The sequence below is a fragment of the Jejuia spongiicola genome (assembly GCF_023502325.1).
Lineage (GTDB): Bacteria > Bacteroidota > Bacteroidia > Flavobacteriales > Flavobacteriaceae > Wocania_A > Wocania_A spongiicola.
Map to the genome: position 1 here is coordinate 105,158 of NZ_JAMFLZ010000005.1, position 20,975 is coordinate 126,132.

Below are 20,975 nucleotides of genomic sequence, written 5' to 3' on the forward strand. Positions count from 1 at the left end.
ATGAAAGTACCTACCCTAGAAAACAATCGTGTTAAACTGTCGCTTTTAGATTTAAGTAACTACGAACACTTAGCTCCCATTGCTCAGCAACCTAATTTAGTACAATTCTCACCTAGTAAAATTGATACTCCAAACGATTTAAAAGCCTATGTTCAAAAGGCTGTTGATGGTTATTACCATAAAACCACTATTCCTTTTATAGTATTTGATAAACAAACTAGTAGGTATGCTGGAAATTCGCATTTTATGAATATTAGCTGGAAAAATAAAGTGGTTGAAATTGGATCAACATGGATTGGTAGAGAATTTCAAGGTACAGGGCTTAACAAGAACATGAAGTTTTTAATGTTACAGCATGCCTTTGAATCTTTAGAAGTTGATAAAGTAGCCTTTAGAGTAGACGAACGTAATATACGTTCTAGAAAAGCCGTTGAAAAATTAGGCGCAACTCTTGAAGGTATTATGCGCAAGGACACCTTAATGCTTGATGGTTTTAAGCGTAGTACATGCTGTTATGGTATTTTAAAAGAGGAATGGCCAAAAATTAAAGAAACTGTTTTTGATGGATTTTAGAGAGGTTAACCTTTTCATTCTCTGACGTTAAAAACAATCATTTTTAGCAATTATAGTCGTTTTTTATTCTATAAACTGGGTATAATGCTTATATCTTTCAAAAATTTGTTTTACGTAATTATACGGCTCTAAACCACGAACATAACCATATTTTACTACGGGGTGATTGTAATGTTTAGCTTTACTTAGTTTTAAAATTGTAGTTTCAACATGATCATCCCAAACATCTTTTTGGAGCCCTTCTACTTCTGCTAATCTTTGTGCATCAAAAACATGCCCCAAACCACAGTTATAAGAAGCCAATACAAATTTAGTCCGTTGAATTGAATCTGTTATATGCTCAAAATTCTTCCATAATTGTTTTAAATATTTTGTCCCTCCTTTTATACTTTGTTCAGGGTCCGATCTATTAGTTACTCCAAGCTCTTCAGCTGTTTTAGGCATTAATTGCATTAACCCAGATGCCTTTGCCCAAGAACTTACTCTAGGGTCAAATTTTGATTCTTGATAAACTTGAGAAGCCACAAGTCGCCAATCCCAATTTAATGGTTTTGTGTATTTTTTTATTAAACCATCATAAGGGCTAATTTGCTGTTTGTTTAAGCTATAAAAATTACTCTTTATTCGTCGTTTATAGTATTTCTTGTTTTTGAAGTATTTGTTATAAATAACATTAAAGTCTATTTTTCTTTTTATTTGTTTTAACCAATCATTTGTAGCATTTAATAAATCTTGAGAGTCATGTCTTGTAGCCCATGCTATACGTTGAGAAAAACTAACAGGCAACTTAACATCTAAAACAGGATAATAGGTACCCATAATACTAGCAATGTTATTATCTGCTATGGTATATTTAATTTCTCCATCAGCAACTTTTTTAATTATTTCATCAGTAGCCAATTCTCCAGACATTAAGTTTATATGTATTGTTCCTCCTAACTCTTCAGACAAGCTAGATATTCTTTCTTTATATGATGTCTCACTTCTTACAGAAATAGTATCACCTAATAAATCTATGGGATCATGTACTAAGGCCTTTTTTAGTTTTCCCCAAGATATACTGCGCCAATTATCTGGCTTCTTTTGTACCAAAACCTGCTTGGTTAAATATAAATGGTTAGTAAAAGAAACGTACTCTTTTCTATCGTTAGTAATAGTTAAGCCATGTGCTATAATATCGCCTTCTCCATTATTTAATTTTTCAAAAAGATCATTAGCATTATTAACTACTATTATTTCTAAATCCACATCCAAGTATTCTGCGAATCGCTCTAGTAGCTCAAATTCATACCCCATAGGGCGTCCTTTGTATAAAAAGTAAGATGTTCCACTATATACTGTTAAAGCTCTTAAAGTTCCAGATGCTTTAATTTGTTCTAAATCCCATTTTTCGTTAGTTTCAGGTATTTCATTTTTGTTTATTGTCTCTTTTTCGCAGCAAAAAAAAAGAAACAAAACCAGATAAAGTAGCCTTATGTTTATATTTAAACCAACTTTCTTTTTCATTAAACGTTATTGATAAACTCTTATATAATCAACCACCATACTGCTTTCTTCAAAAGAAGGATCTATATCTGGTTCTATAGCAATATTCAATAAAATATATTGATCCGTTGTAAATGGCCAAGTATCAGAGTTTCTTTCAGCTGGTTCGTATTCATAATGTACTACATCATCAACACTAAATATCATTTTATTCTCGTACCACTCTAAACTATAGATATGAAATTGATTTGAAACATTCTCTATTACTCGACCTCCAAGATTCACGACATCATCTCCTGCACTAGCTCCTGTATGTACAGCACTTTGAATACGATTTTGCTTTTTTCCCCAATGTTCCAAAATATCAATTTCGCCACAAACAGGCCAATAAGTCGTTCCGAAGCCTTGTTTTTGCCAGTACGCCCCTGGTTCATCTATATTTTTGTTAAGCATCCATATAGCTGGCCAAGTACCAACACCTGTAGGCATTTTTGCGCGCACCTCTACTCGACCATAAGTAAAAGCGAATTTTGAATTTAACCTTGCCGAGGTGTATGCTTTAATTTCTCCCTGATCGTTAAATATTTCTTTCCTAGCAGCTATATTTAAAAACCCGTCTTCTACATACGAGTTTTCTATTCTATTTGTATAATGGTTTATTAACCCGCCATACCAGTCTCCTCCTGCAGGTATTTGTGTTTGATGAAACCATTTTGTTGAATCTATAGGGCCACTGTTATTAAACTCATCAGACCAAACTAATGTGTCAAATTTTATATTTGATTTACTCTTAGATTTGGCACAATACGTTGTTGAAAAACAAACACATAGTAATACTATTAATAATGAAAAGCGCATAAGTTTGATGGAATAAAAAATATATTCTAAATATACTGTTTACTTTAAACTAAAAAAAATAATATAAGTTGCGGCAGTGGCTATCGCTTTCTATTAGCTATATAAAAAGCCTCTTAATACTCTACAGAAATTGATGTGTTATAATGCGTTTTTGACTGGACTTTATTAGCATGCACAAATAGTAAAATTTTCTTATAGCGGCCGTTAAACACATTCTTATAGTGTTCTATTTCATCAATAGATTTGGCATTATATACAATCTGCTCCTTTTTATTGTTTACTGTACCATAAATAGAAATTTGGTACATGTTTTTAGATTTAGAACCTATATAATTTGAAGAATACGTAATTCTACTTACTTTAAATGCCTGCTCTTGGTTATTATACTTTTGTGGCGATTTGTAGAATACGTTTTCGTACTTATCATTTAAATTAGTAGCTCTAAGTTTTGTTGTTTGAGCATATGATGTACTATATGCTAACATAATTACAAGTAATACTATTTTTTTCATGATATTAAGTGTTTAATTTTTTCTGTAGTTCTCCTATAAATCTAGCAAAAAAAATCTACTTCCTAATATTTGTTGAAAAAATGGAATTATAAAATAAAAGTGGTAAACATTAAAGTTACCAATTTTAAAAGCTTTTAAGCCGTTTGTTGCAACGACTTATTCTTTTCTTTTAAAATGGCTAATTGCTTTTCTAAAAAAGTAATGGCTTGCTCTGTTTTGTAACTTGTTTTAGAGGCTAACTTTTTAATGTCTTCCTTTAATTTTTCTTTACCAGAAGCTGCTGCTTTTGATACATCTTCTTTAACTTCTGAAAAATCTTGAGTAATTTGCTCTTTAATTTCTTTACCTTCTTTTTTAAGGGTGTCTCTGGTTACTTTTCCTTTTTCTGGCGCCAATAATACACCCGCTGCTGCTCCTAATAATACGCCTAATGCTATGGCGCCTTTATAATGAATCATATTATTTTCTTTTAAATAGTTAAACTGTTTTATTTATAAGTAGTAAAACTTACCTAATTGTTACAAACAAGCTGTTTTCCAAACAATTAAGCGCAAAAAAAGCGACCCAAACTTTAATTCAAATCGCTATTAATTATTAATATAGCGTAGAAAACGTCATTCTGAACTTGTTTCAGAATCACATTTCTATGATTTATAAAATACTAAAGTGAGACCCTGAAATAAATTCAGGGTGACGCATTCAAATCATGGTGTACAGCTATTTAGCTTCCTCTTCTTTTTTTAAAGGGGAATGGTGCTCATGCACTATCCTCCAGCCTTCATCTGTTTTAACAAATAGCAAAGTAATTTGATCATTAACTACAACAAGGTCATCACCAAATTTAAGATGGAAATCGGAATGAAAGGTTACATTAGCTACATCACCGTATACAGCCACTTTTATATCATTAGCATCAAGCTTTACAACTTCTGTTACAGAACTAAATATTGTTCTTTCGTGTTCTTCATTAGCCTTACTTCCATTGTGAGGCTCTCCGTTTTTAAATTCGGTAAACTTAGGTCCGTAAGCATGAAAAGAAATTAGTTTATCAATATCTCCATCTTTAATGCTTTGCGCAATGGCTTCAAAGGTTTCTATAACCTCCTGCTTAGCTTCAGGAAATTCGTCGTTAATAAGATCAATTTTCACTTCTTCAATTACTGGAACTTGCTCTTTTTGCTTACAGCCGATAATTAAAAAGCTGAAAATCATAATACATGCTAATGCAAATTTTGTTTTCATAATGATATATTTAGTTGGTTAGTATAAAATGCTAAAAACTATTTACTTAAGGAGAGGCAATAACCCAAAATACTGAAAATAAGTGAATTATCATAAAACTACCAGAATTAGTAAATGAATAAAGGTTGTAATATGTTATTAAAAACCAGAAAAACTAAGTCCTGAGTAGAAAGTGTTTTATGATTAACGTGAAAAGATTTACACAACGCTACCGCTAGCTCTAGCTAGTGGCGACAATTTATTTATTTCCTTAACCTTGACTGTGCCAATCTTTAACGCCACTAGTTTTTAAACTAGCGGTAGCGGGGGTTTCGTTGCGTTGAGAACTAAGATAGCAATTAAACAGAAACCAATTTGTTCAGCAGCGAGGATTTTCCGAAAGGAAAATCAGACGCAATGACCTATACGCGTTGTTAGGTATAGTTTATTAATGTACAAAATCATTAGCTTCCCATTTATCTAATACAGATTTATCCCATTCTTCCATATAGTATAAAAAAGTATTAAAGATATTTATTAATTCAAAAGTGAATTTTAAGTACTCTTCTTTTGTTGATTCAGGTTTTAATAATAAGTTTTTCTTTAATGTGTTTATTTCATAAGTTCTATTGAAATTCGTATTAGTGTGAGCAAATTCATTTCTTAACTTCCAAATAGAATCTAATGTATGAAATAAGTTTTTTGCACCACGAATATCAGGAATTGCTAAAAACGTTGAAGCTCTTTTCATCTTTTCACTAAATAGTTGTCCTTTAGATTTGTCTGCAGATATTATCCTAAATGTTCTTTTTTTTATTTCATTTAACTCTATGTCTTTTTCAAGTTCTAATGCTGATATTTCTAACTTACTAAATGCTTTTTTTCTTAAACTTGAATTCCTTTGTAGACTTAATTCAATGATTTCTTTTAAATAATACTCGAATGAAGATGTGAAGCTTATTATTGCTGAAACAATAGTACTTTTTCTTAATTCATTTAATAAGTAATTGGAAGACTGAGCAGTGCTCTCTGAAATTGAATGTATGTAAATTGATGATTGTTCTTTTTCTAAATAAATACTCATTGATTTTTTCCAAATCTCACATTCCTCTTCAGTAAATTGAGTCGACATCATGATTTGATGATTCATGATTGATATAGAAGTTAACAAACTTGAAAATGGTCCTGATATTAAATTATCTGTAATTTTAATTGAGAGCATAAATTGTACCTAACGACTTGATATGAAATCGTTTTAATGTTTTATATCTTTTGATAAGCGAAGTTATATTTTCTATATCAAAAAATCAATACGTAGTAATACGTAATTTTCAATCTTATAAACAAAAAAAACACTCCCCAAAACTGGAAAGTGTTTTAATTAAATACTGTATTTGTAAAAATTTAGTCTTCCAAACGTTTACCTGTCATTTCACGTCCGTTTTGTAATAGGGTTATGCTTTCCACTTTACCAGCATCGTTTTTATTAAAGGTTAATTGCGCATTCACTATTTTTAAGTAGAATACATTTTCAGATTTAGGAAAAATGTCAGCAGCCGATTGCCCTGTAGCCTGTCCTTTTAATTGACTTCCTTCCTTTGTTATGGTAATAATAAAACTGGGTGCCAGCTCATATTTACCCACATAACTTTCTAAAATCGCATCTGGAACAACCACTTCTTTTACATACGCTGAGACATCAGCTCCTAGCTTTTTTAAGGCTTCAATACCCAATTGATTATTAGGGTTTAAGTCTACCGACTTTTTATAATTAATTATAGCTAAATCGTTTTTACCTAAATTCATTAAGGCTTCACCATAACTATCATATACATTTGATGACTTAGGAAAAGCCTCAACATTAAGTTTAAATACTTGAGAGGCTTCATCTGTCATGTTATGAGTATTCATGAGTTGGTAGCCAATGTTATTCATTTCTCTTTCAATTAACTCATAATTTTCAGAATCTTTAATCGTATTATAATGTGCTAATCCTGCTTCAATTCCTTTATCTTGTATAACAGCTAACAACGCATTGGCAATCGATTTTTTAGGGTGACTATAGTCCTTACCATACAAAATGCCTCTTATAGCACGCGTCATATCATTTAGTGGTGCACCTCCTGTATTGTTTAAAAGCACAACCAACGATTTATCTGAAGGTGCTCTGGAAATATTAGTGTTAAAGCCGTTAATACCACCGCCATGCCCAATGGTATAAATGCTATCGGTAGATTTTCCTATTTTACCATAACCAAGCCCCCAACCGTAAGCATAATGCCCTCTTCCAAAAGCTGGAGTATATGGTTTAAAATACATATCCATATATTTTTGTGGCAATAGCTTGTTGGTATACAAAGCTTGATCCCATAAATACAAATCCTCAACGGTAGAATACATTGACCCTGCCGCATATGGGATAGACATATCTAAATATCTTGAATTTACATGTGCATTACCGTTTTTCTCATAACCTGTTGCACGATTCTTTAAGATATCTCCATGATTATCATAGCCTGTATCATTCATATTTAACGGAGTGAAAATATTATCGTGAAGCATATCCTCATACGTTTTACCTGATAGTTTTTCGGCTATAACGCCTAAAAGAAAATAGCCCGAATTGCTATAGCTAAACCTTTCTCCTGGTGAAAAATCTAAATCTTTACCATCAAATACTTTTACAAACTCATCTGGCGTATAGGGGTCTCTACTATCATCCTTAAAAAACCCAGGAAATGATGTGTAATTTGGTATGCCAGAAGTATGTGTTAGTAAATGATGTGTTGTAATTATATCGCCTTTGTCTTTTGGATAATCGGGAAGATAAGTTGTAATGGGTGCTTGCAAATCTAATTTTCCGTCGGCAGCCAATTGCAAAATAAGCATTGCCGTAAATTGCTTGGTGATAGAGCCTAAACGGTGCTTTGTATTGGGTTGGTTAGGAATATCCCACTCCATATTCGCCATACCAAAACCTTTTTTATAAATTACTTTACCTTGGTTTGATACTAAAACAGAACCATTAAATTTACCATACTCGGTATACTCACTAATTAGTTTGTCGATTTGTTCAGCTTTAGTTTGAGCAAAACTCATATGACATAAAAAAACTGCAGTAATTAGAATACTTTTTCTTGAAAACAGATGGTTTATAACAGGTTTCATAAATTATTTTTTTTGATTGATTAATAGATACATGTATGTATGACGATTGATAACTTTATAAAGTTACAGAATAAATTGATTAATATTAAAAATAAAAACTAGCAAGATTGGAAACACATTTATATCAGTTTACAAATGCATTGAGACCCTTTATGAAAGAAAAGATTACTTATTAAATTTAGTTTTTAATTTATGACTTAAGAATACCGCCATGGCACCTCCAAAAAAAGACACCAACATATTAATAATAAACAGTAACATATTTGCACTGCCTGATTGCATTATTGCTTGTGGGTTAAACCCTAAGCGCCCAAAAACCTTAATAAAAAGAATACTGCCAAAAACGCCAGCAATTGTATTACCTATAACTCCAGAAGAATAGTTTTTAAAAAGAAAACCTAAGCTAAGCCCTCCTAGAATACCAATAAAAACACTAATTAAAGAAATTAAGGTATCAGTCATAAACTTAAAGTTTTAATGACCATAATCCATATGGTCAATCTTACCGCCCATTATTCTTTTTTGAACAATCATATATACAAAAAGAAGAATAAAGCCAATAATACCCCAACCTAAAGCTACCGATAAACCATAATCTGAGGCAGCTGTATTATATATTGATAATGGTTCGTTTATATCATTTACAGAAGGCAATAAAACAGGAAATAATGAGGCTAATGATGATGAAATGCCTCCTACTATTAATAAGGTAGAACAAACAAAACCATACCTGTCTTTCTTAAACTTATGAATAAAAAACAATCCTGTTAATCCCACTATATAGAGTAAAGGAAAGAGTAATAAATACCATTTTTCAGCAAAATTATTTAACGCATCAGGGTTTACTATTTGCCAGCATATCACAGAAACTATAGTTAATGCTAATAAAACGCAATTGAGCTTGAATATTACTTTTTTTAGTTTCTCGTTTATAGATGAATTGGTTTTCATAATAACCCAATTTGCTCCATGAATGGCTAGCGTAACTACACTTATTAAACCAATAATAATGGTAAACCAATCGATAACACCCGGGTGATTGGTTAATGGGCTAAAACTTGAATTCCATAAGGGTAAGAAAAAGAAATGTGCTTCGTAAGTTGAAATACCTTGCTCAACTCCTCCTAAATTAACACCTCTAACAACATTGCCTAATGCAATACCAAAAAATAAGGCTAGTAACAAACTAGAAACTCCAAAAGATTTATCCCAAATATCTTTCCACATTTGATAATTAAATTGGCTTCTAAACTCTAAGCCTATAGCCCGAAAAATAATTAACCATAGCACCAAAATTAATGACAGATAAAACCCACTAAATACCGAAGCGTAAAACGTTGGGAAAGCCATAAATAACATCCCGCCAGCGGCAACTAGCCAAACTTCGTTTGAGTCCCAAAACAAGCCTGCAGCCTTAGCAATAACTTCTTTATCTTTTTCAGATTTTGCAAAAAACAAATGGATGATACCAGTACCAAAATCGTAACCATCCAACACAAAAAACATAGCTAAAACAACTGCTATAATTAAAAACCAAAATATTTCCATAATTTAATGTGTTTGATGTTTAGGTCCTTGATGAATTGCTTTACCAACGAGTACTAAAAATAATAACCCCAGAAGCATGTATAGTGCAACAAAACCTAATAACGTAAATAATGTATTTCCTGAAGATACTGTTGGCGATACGCCATCTGCTGTTTTTAATAAACCATAAACCAAATAAGGTTGTCTTCCTAATTCGGCTACATACCACCCAGTAATATTAGCAATATATGGGAATGGTACTAAAAACATAATAGTCCACAATAAGGGCTTGATATTATATAATTTTTTTCGCCATAAAAAGAATCCTGCCAAACTCATAACACCTATGAAAATAGTACCCAAACCAACCATGATATGATACGAATAATAAAGCGCAGGAATATTATCAGGCAATTCATCTTCTTCAAAATGATCCATCCCTACAATTTGTTTATCCCATTCTTGATAGGTTAAAAAACTAAGAATATTAGGCACAGCGATTTTATTATCTAACTTTTTTTCAACCATATTTGGTTGTCCTATAAGTACTATTTCGGCTCCAGCTTCTTCAGTTTCAAAAATACCTTCCATAGCAGCAAATGAAGCGGGTTGGTATTTTGCAACATTTTTAGCGTTCCAATCGCCAGTTGGAAATGCAACTAGTAAACTAGAAATAAGGCCAAAAATAACACCCGTTTTTAAAAACAGTTTTCCGTACTCAATATTTTTTTGTCTCAAAATATAGAACGCTCCAATGCTAGCTACAACAAACGATGACGTTACTACTGATGCCAATTGGTTATGTAAAAAAGCGGGCAATAACCAAGGATTAGTAAATAATGCTGAAAAATTTTCTAATACGTATTTACCATTCTCTAAAACTTCATAACCAACTGGGTGTTGCATCCATGCGTTAGTAGCCAATATAAACCAGCCACTTGCCCAAGAGCCCAAAAACACTAAAAATCCTGTAAGAAAATGTAATTTTTGTCCCATTAGTTTTTCGCCAAAAATAAAGAGAGCCAAAAATGAAGATTCTAAGAAAAAAGAGAACATGCCTTCCATGGCCAAGGTTTGACCTATAATACCTCCTGTAAGCTCTGAAAACTTTGCCCAATTAGTACCAAATTGAAATTCCATAGGAATTCCTGTTATAACTCCCATGGTGAAATTAATCGCAAAAATTTTCATTAAGAACTTTGCAGCGTCGTTATACTTTTCTACTTTTTTTCTTAAATACAACCCTTTTAGAAAAACTATAATTAACGATAACCCCATAGTTAATTGGGGGAAAATGTAGTGGAACGTGATAGTAAATGCAAACTGCAACCTATCATAAAATATCATATCTTCCATAGTTCAAATTTATGAAAAGATTTATTGAATTTTGATTAAAGCTTATACCAATTTAGCTTGTTTTACTAACATTTTATGATAAAAAAATAAAAGTCAGCAAGATTGGAAAAGTGTTTATATTAGTTTGCAAATACATTTGTGGTATTAATACATAACAATGAAACAAAAACAAAGTAACAAAGCCTTTTACGATGAGAAATTAAATGTAATTATTGAGTACATTAATAATAATTTAGATAGTAAAATTGACGTAAAAACGCTTGCTGAGATCTCACATTTTTCACCGTTTCATTTTCATCGTATTAGTAGAGCTCTTTTAGGCGAACCCATTGGCGCATATATTTCTAGAACGCGACTAGAAACAGCTGCAAAAATGATTCGATACTCCACTTTAAACATTGAAGCCATTGCCTATAATGTTGGTTTTGAAACACCATCATCATTATCAAAAGCTTTTAAAATTCATTTTGGAATATCGCCTACAGAGTATCGAAAAAATAAATTATTCAATTTTAAAAAATCGAACATTATGAATGCCACATTAAGTATTAAAAAGCCAAAAATTCAAGACATTGAAAACCAACAGTGCTTGTATTATCGAATGCAAGGTGCTTACCAAACACTAGACTATACGGGTGCATGGAAAAAACTTTGGAAACAAGTAAAAGCACAAAAACTATTTACTAAAGGGATACAACATTTTGGATTACCACATGACGACCCGAAAGTTACTGACGAAGATAAAATAAGATACGACGCTTGTTTAATTATACATAAAGATGCTAAGCCTGATGGAGATATTGGTGTAAAAACTCTAAGTGGTGGAAAATTCGCTGTGTTTTTATATCAAGGATCGTATAAGTATTTTGCTGATGTATACAATCATATTTTTAACGAATGGCTTTTAAATACGGATTACGAGCTAAGGGGCGAACCAGTCAGAGAACGCTACATTAGCAACCCAGAGCGTGTTGCGGAAGACAAACTTAAAACAGAGTTTTATATTCCTATTAAATAGCTTACAAGTGTATTTTTGATTAAAAACGTTACTTTAGAGACTTATTTATCAAAAATATGAATAGAGGAAGAATAGCATCAATAGACATTCTGAGAGCAATCACCATGGTTTTAATGATATGGGTAAACGATTTTTGGACACTAAAAAATGTTCCAAAATGGTTGCAACATGCTTCGGCCACTGAAGATTATCTGGGGTTTTCTGATGTTATTTTTCCTCTCTTTTTATTTATTGTTGGCTTAAGCATTCCTTTCGCTATAAAACAACGCCAAAACAAAGGAGACAGTAACGTATCTATTGCAAAACATGTTATAATTAGATCTGTATCGCTTTTAATTATTGGTGTATATATGGTGAATTATCCAAGCGCTCATGTAAGCCTGGGAATTGGAAAATATTGGTGGTGCATTCTTATGGCACTAGCAGTAGTTCTCATTTGGATGCACTGGAAAAAAAGCCCTGTACCAAAAAAATGGCATCCTATTTTACAAGGAATAGGTATTTTAATTCTTATTTACTTAGCTATTATTTACAAGGGTGGTCCAAATGGAGATATTTTGATGAAAACCAAATGGTGGGGTATTTTAGGGCTTATTGGATGGGCCTATTTAATAAATGCTTTGGTATATGTTTTTTCTAAAGGAAACTTATACATCATGTTAGGGTTACTTCTTTTTTTCAATGCATTAGCAGTTTTAGATCATACAGATTTACTTCCTCCACTTAATAAAAACTTAAGCTTCATATCTGTAATATATACAGGTACAATACCAGCATTAACTACAGCAGGAATAATAGCTACTTTACTTTATAAAAAAATATCTGTTAGTCATAACAAATGGGCATTTATATCACTTACTATTATTGGAGTTATGTTTATTAGCTACGGATTATTAACACGACCTATTTGGGGAATTTCTAAAATACAAGGTACACCATCGTGGGTAGCTATATGCTCTGGTATTGGTTTTGTATCTTTTGCAGTTTTATACTTTATTGCAGATATAAAAAAACAGGTGGATTGGGCAAAAATTATTGCACCAGCTGGAACTGCAACCCTTACTTGTTATATGATTCCTTATTTTGCTTATCCTTTAAGAAATATTACAGGCATTAGGCTTCCTGATTCTTTAAACATTGGTGTTATAGGACTCATTGGGTCTTTTGTTTTTGCCTTACTCGTAGTTGCTTTTACAGGTTGGATGGAGAAAAAAGGTTATAAATTAAAACTTTAATTGCACAAATTTACATTCCAATTTCCTTTTCTATTGCCAAATAGTGAGTGGTTTTATTATTATCTTTAATAGGATAGATTTCTATTTCGCAATTATATGGAGTACCATCTTTTTTATAGTTTATAATTTGTTCTTTAAACTGTTTTCCTCTATTCAAATTTTCCCTAATGGCTTTTTTTGTTTGTTCTGAAGAACCCTCTCCTTGTAAAAAATTAGGCTTTTTTCCTTTTGCATGATTAGCGGGGTAACCTGTCATTTTAGTAAACCCTTTATTTACCCATTGAATGTGTTGATTATTATCTGTAAGTACAAGTGCTTCAAAATCTTTCTCTGCAAATATTTTATCAATATCTAATGCCCAACCAAACTTTTCTTTAAATGCTTTTAAAATGCCTAATTCAGTCTCTCTATTGAAGTTTACAGCCTGTTCAGTTAGATGCATTGCATAAATATCCCAACATAATAATGGTCCTCTTAATAATCTTTCTTTGGTTTTCATAGCTTCTTTTTTTTTGGTGCAGTGGTATAAAGAAGCAAGACATTAACTATTAAAACCAGTTTAATAATTAAGAAAAGTATCTTGACTTGGCTTTAAATCGCGAAAGCACTGTTTGTCTATTATAAAGGAAGTATCTGGCTTATAATTAATATTATTTACAGTTGCGCGACAGCTTGTGATTTTAACACAATTCCTTTTTAGCTAGCAAATGCTAAACCTTTATAATAATAAGTCAAAGGTAGTACTTTGATGACTTACAAGCAAATACTATAAATCTTTTTGGTAACGCTCTACCATAGCTTCGCGTGTTTCTGGTGCTTCTTTAGAACCTAATTGATCTTTAAGCATTTGTCCCATTGTTGGGAATTCATCACGATTAATTTTTGAAGACTCGTCCCATAATTTAGAACGCAATAAAGCTTTAGCACAATGTAGAAATACTTCTTCAATAGAAATAACAATACAACTTTTCGGAGGGTTCTTCTCAGTAATAAATAAATTTAAATAATCTTCGTCAGTTGATAAATATGCATTTCCGTTAATGCGCAAAGTCTCATCAATACCAGGTACTAAAAACAGTAATCCAACTTTTCCTGTTTCAACTATATTTGATAAACTATCTACTCTATTATTACCTTTAGAGTCTGGAATAATAATTTCTGAATCGCTTATTACTTTTACAAAGCCTAAAGCTCCACCTCTAGGTGATGCATCGTGCTTTCCCTCTTTACTTGATGAAGATAAAATTAAAAAAGGGCTTTTATTTATAAAGTTTATGGCATGCTTATCTAATTTAGAAAACACTTTATCTTTTGCTCTTCCACTAGCATAGCCGTATAACTCTCTAAGTTGTTTTTCTGTACTAATCTTCATATTGGTAATATATTCTAATTCATAGCTAATTTAATTTAAATATTGGTCAATAATCAAATAAAAATGTATTTCATCAAATATTTATCAAAGCTATAGTATATATTACTTACAATTACACTTAAGCAACCAAATATCAGTCATTTATGAAATCATTAATTTTAATTTTAGCAATATTTTTTATAAGTTTATGCAAAGCACAAACTATTACTGCAGACCATAAACTACACTTTGGTGCAGGAGCTTTAATCTCAGCAACAACTTATACTATAGTTTATACAACTACAAAAAACAAAAAGAAAGCCTTTTGGTATAGTTTAGGAACTTCCGCATTAGCAGGTCTCGCAAAAGAAGTTTACGATAGTGGAAAAGAAAATAATAGATTTAATACAGGTGAACTAGCTGCAACAACCTTAGGAGGTCTTACTGCAAGTACAACAATTAGTTTGTTTGTTGGAAATAACAAAAAAAGGAGGGCTAAAAATGTGGCCTTAGTTAATTAACCAAACGACTAATAATATCTTTTGTTGGTGAAATTTTCTTGGTATGTTCTATACTAGGGCCAGCAACCCAAACCGTTTTATAAGTGGCTTTGGTAGCTGCGTTTTTCGTGGCATTCATTCCAATTGAAAAACGAATCATTTTCACCCATTTTTTGAGTTTCTTATTTTTATTCAAAACAGATTCTAACCAGGTTTGCTTAGTTCCAATTTTCTGAACATAAGGCGTGTTAATAACAGTACATGGCGTACCAGAAATACGTTCAGTCATTACAATATCATCAGCACCATAATCTACACAAGCTTGTTTGTATTCGTCAGTGACACTCGCCTCAATTGATGCAATAAATGGGCTTCCAACCGAAACACCTTCTGCTCCATAATTTATCATTTCATCAATATCTGCTTTACATCCCACACCCCCAGCAGAGATTATTGGAATGTTACAATTGGCAACCAATTCTTTAATTAAACTTTCTGGTGTTGCGTTACCCCTATGCCCTCCAGCCTCATTATTTACTGCTATTACCGCATCGGCTCCTAAACCTTCAACTTTTTTTGCAAACTTTAAATCAACTACATCACAAAACACCTTGATTCCTACTTTATGAGCTTGGTTAATGGTTTCCTCAGGGCTTCCTAAAGAAGTAATAATAAAATCACAGCCTTCCTCACAAATCACACCTAATTGATCTTTATATTTGATATTAGATTTGTTTACAATAAGATTAAAACCAAACGAGCCTCCTTCAATTTTATTAGCATTAAGCTGTCTGATAGCAGCTCTTAACTCTTCAAGAGTTCTATAATTAAGAGCTGGAATACATCCTGCAATTCCACCTTTCATGGCTTCGGTAACCATTGTAACATTTGATACCAAAAACATTGGTGCTTGAATAATAGGGTGCTTAATTTTTAAAAGTTCAGTAAGCTTTGTATTCATCTTAAAAAATTGATTTCAACAAATATAATCAATAATTTATTATGCGCGCATAATAGTTTAAATTAATCAAACTTATAATATCCACATTTTAAATAAGCGCCTTCTGGAAAATTTATAGGGTGATCAATATCATGATATGTCTGTAAAATATTACTGAATTTTCTATTTTGATTTATTAATATTCGATTATTAATATCAAAAAAAGATTGGGCTGTAACTCTTGAAGAACAAGAGGCCAAAACTAATGTGCCTTTATTGGCTGTTAACTTTTCTCCTAAAGCTGCCAACTGTCCGTATTTTTTTTTAGCAAGCTCAATATCAGACTGTTGTTTAGCAAAACTTGGTGGATCAATAACAACAACATCATAAGTTTTACCCTTATTAATAAGCTTGCTTAACTCATCAAAAGCATCACCAGCAATAGTTTTATGCTTACCAGAGTAATTATTCAATTTTCCATTTTGCAATGCAATTTCTAAAGCTTGTTTACTAATATCTAAACTGGTAACTTCATCTGCTCCATTAGACAGGGCATGCACAGAAAACCCTCCAGCGTAAGAAAAAACATCTAACACAGTTTTGCCTAAACTCCAATCGCCTACCTGTTTTCTATTTGCTCGATGATCTAAAAAATAACCTGTTTTATGTCCTTTGATAACATTCGCTGAAAAATTAACACCGTGCTCTACAAATTCAACAATTTCATTTTCTAATACTCCAAAAACTATATCTCCATCCTTTAAATGGTGCCTCTTTGATTGCTGCAATCCTCGACTTAATCGAATAACAATAGTTTTTGCTTTTGAAGTTTTTTGTAGACTGGATATTAATGTTTGCAAATATGGTAACCAAATTTCTGAATATAGTTTTACAACCAAAACCGTATTGTAAACATCTGCAATCAACCCAGGAAAGCCATCATTTTCGCCAAACAATAAGCGATAACCTGTGGTATTAGTTTTTAATAAAGAGAGTCGCTTAGTATAGGCTTCTTTTATTTTACGTTCAAAAAATTCTGCATTGATTTCTATTTTTTCTGAACTACTATGAATCATTTTTATACGAATAGGAGAATTAGGGTCGTATAAACCCAAACCGATAACCTTGTTCTTATTCTTACTAAAAATTATTGCCAAATCGCCAGTTGTCGCACCATTATTAATCTTAACAATATTATTAGAGAACACCCATGGGTGCCCTTTTACAACAAACTGCTCTCCTTTTACATTTAGCTTAACTGCTAGTCGTTTTGGTTGATAATAAGAGTTTATTTTATTAGAAAATTGCATTCTTAATTTTTGTTCATTTTAAAAGGCAAATAATATTATTAATCCAATTCAAATGAAAACGAATTAAATGGTGTTTTACTCCATGCTTTTTCTTGAGTTTCAGGAGAAATAGCAAAAAAAGGAGAGAATGTATAGACCTTCACAGTCTTTTTATCTGGCATGAATTCAAGTATACGAAGCCAACCATTTCCTCCGTTTCCATGCCAACCACCTCCTAATGCCTGTGCGTTAAACGTTATTTGATTAACTTTTTTACCTGAATTATTTGTATCTACTTTATAGGCTACGTGAGCTTTAAAATCGTTTACTCCTCCAATGTGTCCAGAAAAAACCATTTGAATATTTGTAGACGGTTTAACTAATTTCTCCCAAATAGCCTTTCCATAATTTCCATCTGTAATAGGATAATTCTCATTTTCGATATGCTCATTATTTGCATTTAAATACGAATGCGTTAACAAAACCAAAGTATGGTCTTTATAATCCTTCTTTTTAGAAACCTTATTAGCCCATTCTATAACAGCGTTTCTTGGTGCAAACTCTAAATTGAGAAAAAGAAATTTACGCCCATCGGGCGAAATAAATTCAGAAGCTGCATTTTCAATAGTTGGCAAACCATCAATGTTATTTGTAACTTCTCTAAGTAATTTAGCATTTAATATGTTTCGATGCGCAGGGAAATATTTGTTGTAATTAGATTTTCTATTTTCAATATTTTTATAACCAAAATCATGATTACCAGCTGCTAAAATATAAGGTACTTTTCCATCTAATTTGTCAAACGCTTTTGATATAGAAATCCATTGATCTCTACTAGGTTTATTACCGTTCGTTTTATCGGCAACTAATAATTCATTCTGCTCTACCAAATCTCCTGTGCATAAAACCATTTTTATATTTAAAGACTCAATATTTTCTTCAATCCACCCAGTCATTAATTCAAATATTCCCTGATTTCTACCAAACTTCATATAAGTTTGAGGATCTGGCAATAAAACTAACGACCATGAATCTTCATTTGAAAGTTTAGGGGGTGTATAGTTTTCTTGACCACTTATAGTATTCCCTATAAAAAAGGTACACAAAAGCACTAGTAGATACTTTAAATAAGTCATAATTATTTAAGTTTAATTGATGTTGGTAATTTATCCTATAAATATAAGAATGAAATACTATAACAATACATTGCTAGGATAATAACTTAATGAGTTTTGGCAAACTCTTATAAAGAAAATATTACTCCTGCAATCCAGGAATCTCAACTATTTCATTTACATCCTTATCGTAATCGATACCATCTACTTTAAAGCCAAAAAGGTTAAAAAAATCAGTTTCGTATCCTTTTAAATCTCCTATTCTTGGTAAAGTTTCGGTAGTAGCTTGTTTCCAAAGTTCTAAAACCTTCGCCTGAATATCATCACGCATCTCCCAATCATCAACTCTTATTCTACCTGATTCATCTAAAGGCATCTTTTCAGCATATAATCGAGCGTTAAATAAACGCTCAATTTGCTCGATACAGCCTTCGTGAATACCTTCTTCTTTCATTACCTTATACAATAATGAAATATATAATGGAATCACAGGAATAGCAGAACTAGCTTGAGTTACTAATGCCTTATTAACTGATACATAAGCTTCTCCATTTATATCTTTTAAAGTATCTGTAATTTTAAAAGCGGTAGCTTCTAAATCATCTTTTGCACGACCAATAGTCCCTTTTCTATAAACTGCTTCGGTTAAAGAAGGTCCAATATACGAATAGGCAACAGTTTTAAAATCTTCAGATAAAACTTCAGCAGATTTTAAAGCATTAATCCACATTTGCCAATCTTCGCCTCCCATTACGGCAACAGTGTTTTTAATATCGTCCTCTGTACAAGGTTCGATAGAAATTTCTTTAACTTCTCCTGTATGAAAATCTACAGTGTTATCGGTGAATGTGCTACCTATTGGTTTTAAAACCGATTTAAAACGTTCTCCTGTATCTGGATGTTTTCGTACTGGTGAAGCTAAGCTATAAACTAGTAAATCAATTTCTCCTAAATCTTTTTTTATTAAATCGATAGTTTGAGCTTTTATCTCGTTAGAAAAAGCATCTCCATTAATACTTTTTGCATACAAACCATCTTTATGCGCTTGTGCTTCAAAAGCGGCACTATTGTACCAACCTGGGGAAGCAGGGCGACCTTCGCTTGGTGGTTTTTCAAAAAATGCTCCAATAGTAGCAGCATTAGATCCGTAAGCACTAGTAATTCTTGACGCTAAACCAAAACCTGTTGAAGCTCCTATAACTAATACTTTTTTGGGACCGTTTTTTACTGGTCGTTCTTTAATATACTCTATTTGATTTAATACGTTTTGCTCACAACCTTTTGGATGTGATGTTAAACATATAAAGCCTCTTGTTTTTGGTTCAATTATCATAATTTAAATATGTAATGGTCTATTATCAGTGGCTGCTAAAGCCGCTTCTTTAATAGCTTCAGTAAATGTTGGGTGGGCATGAGACATACGCGATACATCTTCAGCAGATGCTCTATATTCCATAGCCACAACTGCTTCAGCAATCATATCTGCAGCACGAGCTCCAACCATATGTACACCTAAAATTTCATCTGTAGTTTTATCAGCTAGAATTTTCACAAACCCATCTAAATCCATACTCGCTCTACTTCTACCTAAAGCGCGCATTGGAAATTGTCCAACTTTATAATCTACACCAGCATCTTTAAGTTCTTCTTCAGATTTTCCAACTGCAGCAACTTCTGGCCATGTATAAACAACCCCAGGAATTAAATTATAATCGATATGTGGTTTTTGTCCAGCTAAAGTTTCCGCAACAAAAACACCTTCTTCTTCTGCTTTGTGAGCTAGCATTGCTCCTTTTATAACATCGCCAATAGCATAAATATTTGAAGCTGAAGTTTGTAAATGCTCATTAACTTCAACTTGTCCTCTATCATTCAATTTTACTCCAGCTACTTCAGCATTTAACCCATCAGTATAAGGGCGACGGCCAACGGATACTAAACAGTAATCCCCTTTAAACTCAACTTCTACTCCTTTTTTATTATCTGCTTTTACAATAACTTCATCTCCTTTTCTTTCAACAGATTTTACTTTATGCGAAGCATTAATTTTAAATTTTTGTTTCTTTAAAACTTTATTTAATTCTTTAGATAAGCCTGCATCCATTGTTGGAATTATTCTGTCCATATATTCAACAACACTAACTTCGGCACCTAACCTTTTATATACTTGTCCAAGCTCTAAACCAATAACACCACCACCAATTACAATTAAGTGTTTAGGAATTTCTTTAAGCTTTAAAGCTTCGGTAGATGTAATTACGCGTTCTTTATCTAATTCAATAAACGGTAAATTTGATGGTTTACTTCCTGTAGCTATTATAGTGTTTTTTGCTTCAATTTCAGTAGTTTCTTTCCCAGAAATTAAAATATGAGTCGCATCTTTAAAAGAGCCTAGACCTTGGTAAACATCTATTTTGTTTTTCTTCATCAAAAAATCGATGCCGCCTGTAGTTTGATCAACCACTGATTGCTTTCGGGCAATCATTTTTTCTAGATTTACTTTTACATCACCAGGAATTTCAATACCATGCTCTTCAAAATGCTTTACAGCATCTTCGTAATGATGAGATGAATCTAAAAGGGCTTTACTTGGAATACAACCAACATTTAAACATGTACCTCCAAGTGTTGAGTATTTTTCAATAATGGCTGTTTTCATGCCTAATTGTGCGCATCGTATTGCTGCAACATATCCACCAGGACCTGAACCTATAACTGCTACATCGTATGAATTCATAAGAATATTTTGTTTTCTATTTTTAAATCGAACACAAAAATACGAATGTTTTATGGGAAGACCATAAAAAACAGAACTCTTAATTTTCTA

Annotated in this window: 21 protein-coding genes and 1 riboswitch; of the genes, 4 read left to right on the forward strand and 17 right to left on the reverse strand. The window is 32.1% G+C overall.

The features are described from left to right. Positions 1 to 573 (forward strand): GNAT family N-acetyltransferase, encoded by a 573-nt coding sequence (locus tag M3P09_RS12775; protein WP_099563140.1) that lies wholly within the window; start codon positions 1 to 3, stop codon positions 571 to 573. 63 nt (positions 574 to 636) lie between these two features. On the opposite strand, the gene M3P09_RS12780 is transcribed toward M3P09_RS12775, so the two are convergent. The 10 genes from M3P09_RS12780 to M3P09_RS12825 all read right to left on the reverse strand — a co-directional run bounded on the left by M3P09_RS12780 (position 637) and on the right by M3P09_RS12825 (position 10,700). Further along, positions 637 to 2,079: an MltF family protein gene (locus M3P09_RS12780; RefSeq protein WP_249973439.1), complete on the reverse strand. Its 1,443-nt coding sequence runs from the start codon at positions 2,077 to 2,079 to the stop codon at positions 637 to 639. A gap of 6 nt (positions 2,080 to 2,085) precedes the next feature. Further along, positions 2,086 to 2,916 (reverse strand): glycoside hydrolase family 16 protein, encoded by an 831-nt coding sequence (locus M3P09_RS12785; protein ID WP_249973440.1) that lies wholly within the window; start codon positions 2,914 to 2,916, stop codon positions 2,086 to 2,088. 113 nt (positions 2,917 to 3,029) lie between these two features. Further along, the gene (locus M3P09_RS12790; protein WP_249973441.1) at positions 3,030 to 3,428 is read right to left on the reverse strand and encodes a hypothetical protein; all 399 of its coding nucleotides are present in this window, start codon (positions 3,426 to 3,428) and stop codon (positions 3,030 to 3,032) included. Positions 3,429 to 3,562: 134 nt separating this feature from the next. Continuing rightward, positions 3,563 to 3,886, reverse strand: coding sequence for a YtxH domain-containing protein (locus M3P09_RS12795; protein WP_099563143.1), 324 nt, complete (start codon positions 3,884 to 3,886; stop codon positions 3,563 to 3,565). 259 nt (positions 3,887 to 4,145) lie between these two features. Next, entirely contained in the window at positions 4,146 to 4,670 is a 525-nt protein-coding gene (locus M3P09_RS12800; RefSeq protein ID WP_249973442.1) for a YybH family protein, read from the reverse strand. A gap of 427 nt (positions 4,671 to 5,097) precedes the next feature. Beyond that, positions 5,098 to 5,871, reverse strand: a complete 774-nt coding sequence (locus M3P09_RS12805) for a HEPN domain-containing protein (protein ID WP_249973443.1) — start codon at positions 5,869 to 5,871, stop codon at positions 5,098 to 5,100. A gap of 182 nt (positions 5,872 to 6,053) precedes the next feature. Beyond that, on the reverse strand, positions 6,054 to 7,817 hold the full coding sequence (locus M3P09_RS12810; RefSeq protein ID WP_249973444.1) for a serine hydrolase: 1,764 nt from the start codon (positions 7,815 to 7,817) through the stop codon (positions 6,054 to 6,056). Between the two features lie 165 nt (positions 7,818 to 7,982). Further along, entirely contained in the window at positions 7,983 to 8,279 is a 297-nt protein-coding gene (locus tag M3P09_RS12815) for a hypothetical protein (protein ID WP_249973445.1), read from the reverse strand. Between the two features lie 12 nt (positions 8,280 to 8,291). After that, positions 8,292 to 9,365, reverse strand: a complete 1,074-nt coding sequence (gene cydB, locus M3P09_RS12820; protein ID WP_249973446.1) for a cytochrome d ubiquinol oxidase subunit II — start codon at positions 9,363 to 9,365, stop codon at positions 8,292 to 8,294. Between the two features lie 3 nt (positions 9,366 to 9,368). Continuing rightward, positions 9,369 to 10,700 carry a cytochrome ubiquinol oxidase subunit I gene (locus M3P09_RS12825; protein ID WP_099563149.1) on the reverse strand — a complete coding sequence of 444 codons (1,332 nt, stop codon included), beginning with the start codon at positions 10,698 to 10,700 and terminating at the stop codon, positions 9,369 to 9,371. Between the two features lie 157 nt (positions 10,701 to 10,857). Here M3P09_RS12825 and M3P09_RS12830 point away from each other — a divergent pair, with 157 nt between their 5' ends. Next, positions 10,858 to 11,718, forward strand: a complete 861-nt coding sequence (locus tag M3P09_RS12830) for an AraC family transcriptional regulator (RefSeq protein WP_249973447.1) — start codon at positions 10,858 to 10,860, stop codon at positions 11,716 to 11,718. A gap of 56 nt (positions 11,719 to 11,774) precedes the next feature. Further along, entirely contained in the window at positions 11,775 to 12,953 is a 1,179-nt protein-coding gene (locus M3P09_RS12835) for a heparan-alpha-glucosaminide N-acetyltransferase domain-containing protein (RefSeq protein ID WP_249973448.1), read from the forward strand. Between the two features lie 10 nt (positions 12,954 to 12,963). On the opposite strand, the gene M3P09_RS12840 is transcribed toward M3P09_RS12835, so the two are convergent. After that, a complete protein-coding gene (locus M3P09_RS12840; RefSeq protein ID WP_249973449.1) occupies positions 12,964 to 13,452 on the reverse strand; it encodes a PAS domain-containing protein in 489 nt (162 codons plus the stop codon). 108 nt (positions 13,453 to 13,560) lie between these two features. Next, a riboswitch (cobalamin riboswitch) is annotated at positions 13,561 to 13,689 on the reverse strand. A 30-nt stretch (positions 13,690 to 13,719) separates the two neighbouring features. Continuing rightward, positions 13,720 to 14,325, reverse strand: coding sequence for a pyridoxamine 5'-phosphate oxidase family protein (locus M3P09_RS12845; protein WP_249973450.1), 606 nt, complete (start codon positions 14,323 to 14,325; stop codon positions 13,720 to 13,722). 143 nt (positions 14,326 to 14,468) lie between these two features. On the opposite strand from M3P09_RS12845, the gene M3P09_RS12850 reads away from it, so the two are divergent. Further along, positions 14,469 to 14,825 (forward strand): hypothetical protein, encoded by a 357-nt coding sequence (locus M3P09_RS12850; protein WP_249973451.1) that lies wholly within the window; start codon positions 14,469 to 14,471, stop codon positions 14,823 to 14,825. Here the strand turns inward: M3P09_RS12850 and M3P09_RS12855 are convergent. The 5 genes from M3P09_RS12855 to lpdA form a co-directional block, all read right to left on the reverse strand. Then, positions 14,818 to 15,765, reverse strand: coding sequence for an NAD(P)H-dependent flavin oxidoreductase (locus M3P09_RS12855; protein ID WP_249973452.1), 948 nt, complete (start codon positions 15,763 to 15,765; stop codon positions 14,818 to 14,820). The two genes, M3P09_RS12850 and M3P09_RS12855, sit on opposite strands and share 8 nt — an antisense overlap. Positions 15,766 to 15,827: 62 nt before the next feature. Then, positions 15,828 to 17,054, reverse strand: a complete 1,227-nt coding sequence (locus tag M3P09_RS12860; RefSeq protein ID WP_249973453.1) for a class I SAM-dependent rRNA methyltransferase — start codon at positions 17,052 to 17,054, stop codon at positions 15,828 to 15,830. A 38-nt stretch (positions 17,055 to 17,092) separates the two neighbouring features. Beyond that, positions 17,093 to 18,169 carry a metallophosphoesterase gene (locus M3P09_RS12865; protein ID WP_249973454.1) on the reverse strand — a complete coding sequence of 359 codons (1,077 nt, stop codon included), beginning with the start codon at positions 18,167 to 18,169 and terminating at the stop codon, positions 17,093 to 17,095. Positions 18,170 to 18,290: 121 nt separating this feature from the next. Beyond that, on the reverse strand, positions 18,291 to 19,481 hold the full coding sequence (fabV, locus tag M3P09_RS12870) for an enoyl-ACP reductase FabV (RefSeq protein ID WP_249973455.1): 1,191 nt from the start codon (positions 19,479 to 19,481) through the stop codon (positions 18,291 to 18,293). A 3-nt stretch (positions 19,482 to 19,484) separates the two neighbouring features. Further along, positions 19,485 to 20,885 (reverse strand): dihydrolipoyl dehydrogenase, encoded by a 1,401-nt coding sequence (gene lpdA, locus M3P09_RS12875; RefSeq protein WP_249973456.1) that lies wholly within the window; start codon positions 20,883 to 20,885, stop codon positions 19,485 to 19,487. Between the last annotated feature and the right edge of the window lie 90 nt (positions 20,886 to 20,975).

Excerpts from the sequence above, each read along its gene's own strand:
- M3P09_RS12865 (WP_249973454.1), bottom strand. The coding sequence starts at position 18,169 with ATGACTTATTTAAAGTATCTACTAGTGCTTTTGTGTACCTTTTTTATA.
- lpdA (WP_249973456.1), bottom strand. The coding sequence starts at position 20,885 with ATGAATTCATACGATGTAGCAGTTATAGGTTCAGGTCCTGGTGGATAT.
- M3P09_RS12840 (WP_249973449.1), bottom strand. The coding sequence starts at position 13,452 with ATGAAAACCAAAGAAAGATTATTAAGAGGACCATTATTATGTTGGGAT.
- fabV (WP_249973455.1), bottom strand. The coding sequence starts at position 19,481 with ATGATAATTGAACCAAAAACAAGAGGCTTTATATGTTTAACATCACAT.
- M3P09_RS12785 (WP_249973440.1), bottom strand. The coding sequence starts at position 2,916 with ATGCGCTTTTCATTATTAATAGTATTACTATGTGTTTGTTTTTCAACA.
- M3P09_RS12815 (WP_249973445.1), bottom strand. The coding sequence starts at position 8,279 with ATGACTGATACCTTAATTTCTTTAATTAGTGTTTTTATTGGTATTCTA.
- M3P09_RS12850 (WP_249973451.1), top strand. The coding sequence starts at position 14,469 with ATGAAATCATTAATTTTAATTTTAGCAATATTTTTTATAAGTTTATGC.
- M3P09_RS12855 (WP_249973452.1), bottom strand. The coding sequence starts at position 15,765 with ATGAATACAAAGCTTACTGAACTTTTAAAAATTAAGCACCCTATTATT.
- M3P09_RS12790 (WP_249973441.1), bottom strand. The coding sequence starts at position 3,428 with ATGAAAAAAATAGTATTACTTGTAATTATGTTAGCATATAGTACATCA.
- cydB (WP_249973446.1), bottom strand. The coding sequence starts at position 9,365 with ATGGAAATATTTTGGTTTTTAATTATAGCAGTTGTTTTAGCTATGTTT.
- M3P09_RS12775 (WP_099563140.1), top strand. The coding sequence starts at position 1 with ATGAAAGTACCTACCCTAGAAAACAATCGTGTTAAACTGTCGCTTTTA.
- M3P09_RS12825 (WP_099563149.1), bottom strand. The coding sequence starts at position 10,700 with ATGGAAGATATGATATTTTATGATAGGTTGCAGTTTGCATTTACTATC.
- M3P09_RS12805 (WP_249973443.1), bottom strand. The coding sequence starts at position 5,871 with ATGCTCTCAATTAAAATTACAGATAATTTAATATCAGGACCATTTTCA.
- M3P09_RS12795 (WP_099563143.1), bottom strand. The coding sequence starts at position 3,886 with ATGATTCATTATAAAGGCGCCATAGCATTAGGCGTATTATTAGGAGCA.
- M3P09_RS12835 (WP_249973448.1), top strand. The coding sequence starts at position 11,775 with ATGAATAGAGGAAGAATAGCATCAATAGACATTCTGAGAGCAATCACC.
- M3P09_RS12860 (WP_249973453.1), bottom strand. The coding sequence starts at position 17,054 with ATGCAATTTTCTAATAAAATAAACTCTTATTATCAACCAAAACGACTA.
- M3P09_RS12810 (WP_249973444.1), bottom strand. The coding sequence starts at position 7,817 with ATGAAACCTGTTATAAACCATCTGTTTTCAAGAAAAAGTATTCTAATT.
- M3P09_RS12780 (WP_249973439.1), bottom strand. The coding sequence starts at position 2,079 with ATGAAAAAGAAAGTTGGTTTAAATATAAACATAAGGCTACTTTATCTG.
- M3P09_RS12830 (WP_249973447.1), top strand. The coding sequence starts at position 10,858 with ATGAAACAAAAACAAAGTAACAAAGCCTTTTACGATGAGAAATTAAAT.
- M3P09_RS12845 (WP_249973450.1), bottom strand. The coding sequence starts at position 14,325 with ATGAAGATTAGTACAGAAAAACAACTTAGAGAGTTATACGGCTATGCT.
- M3P09_RS12800 (WP_249973442.1), bottom strand. The coding sequence starts at position 4,670 with ATGAAAACAAAATTTGCATTAGCATGTATTATGATTTTCAGCTTTTTA.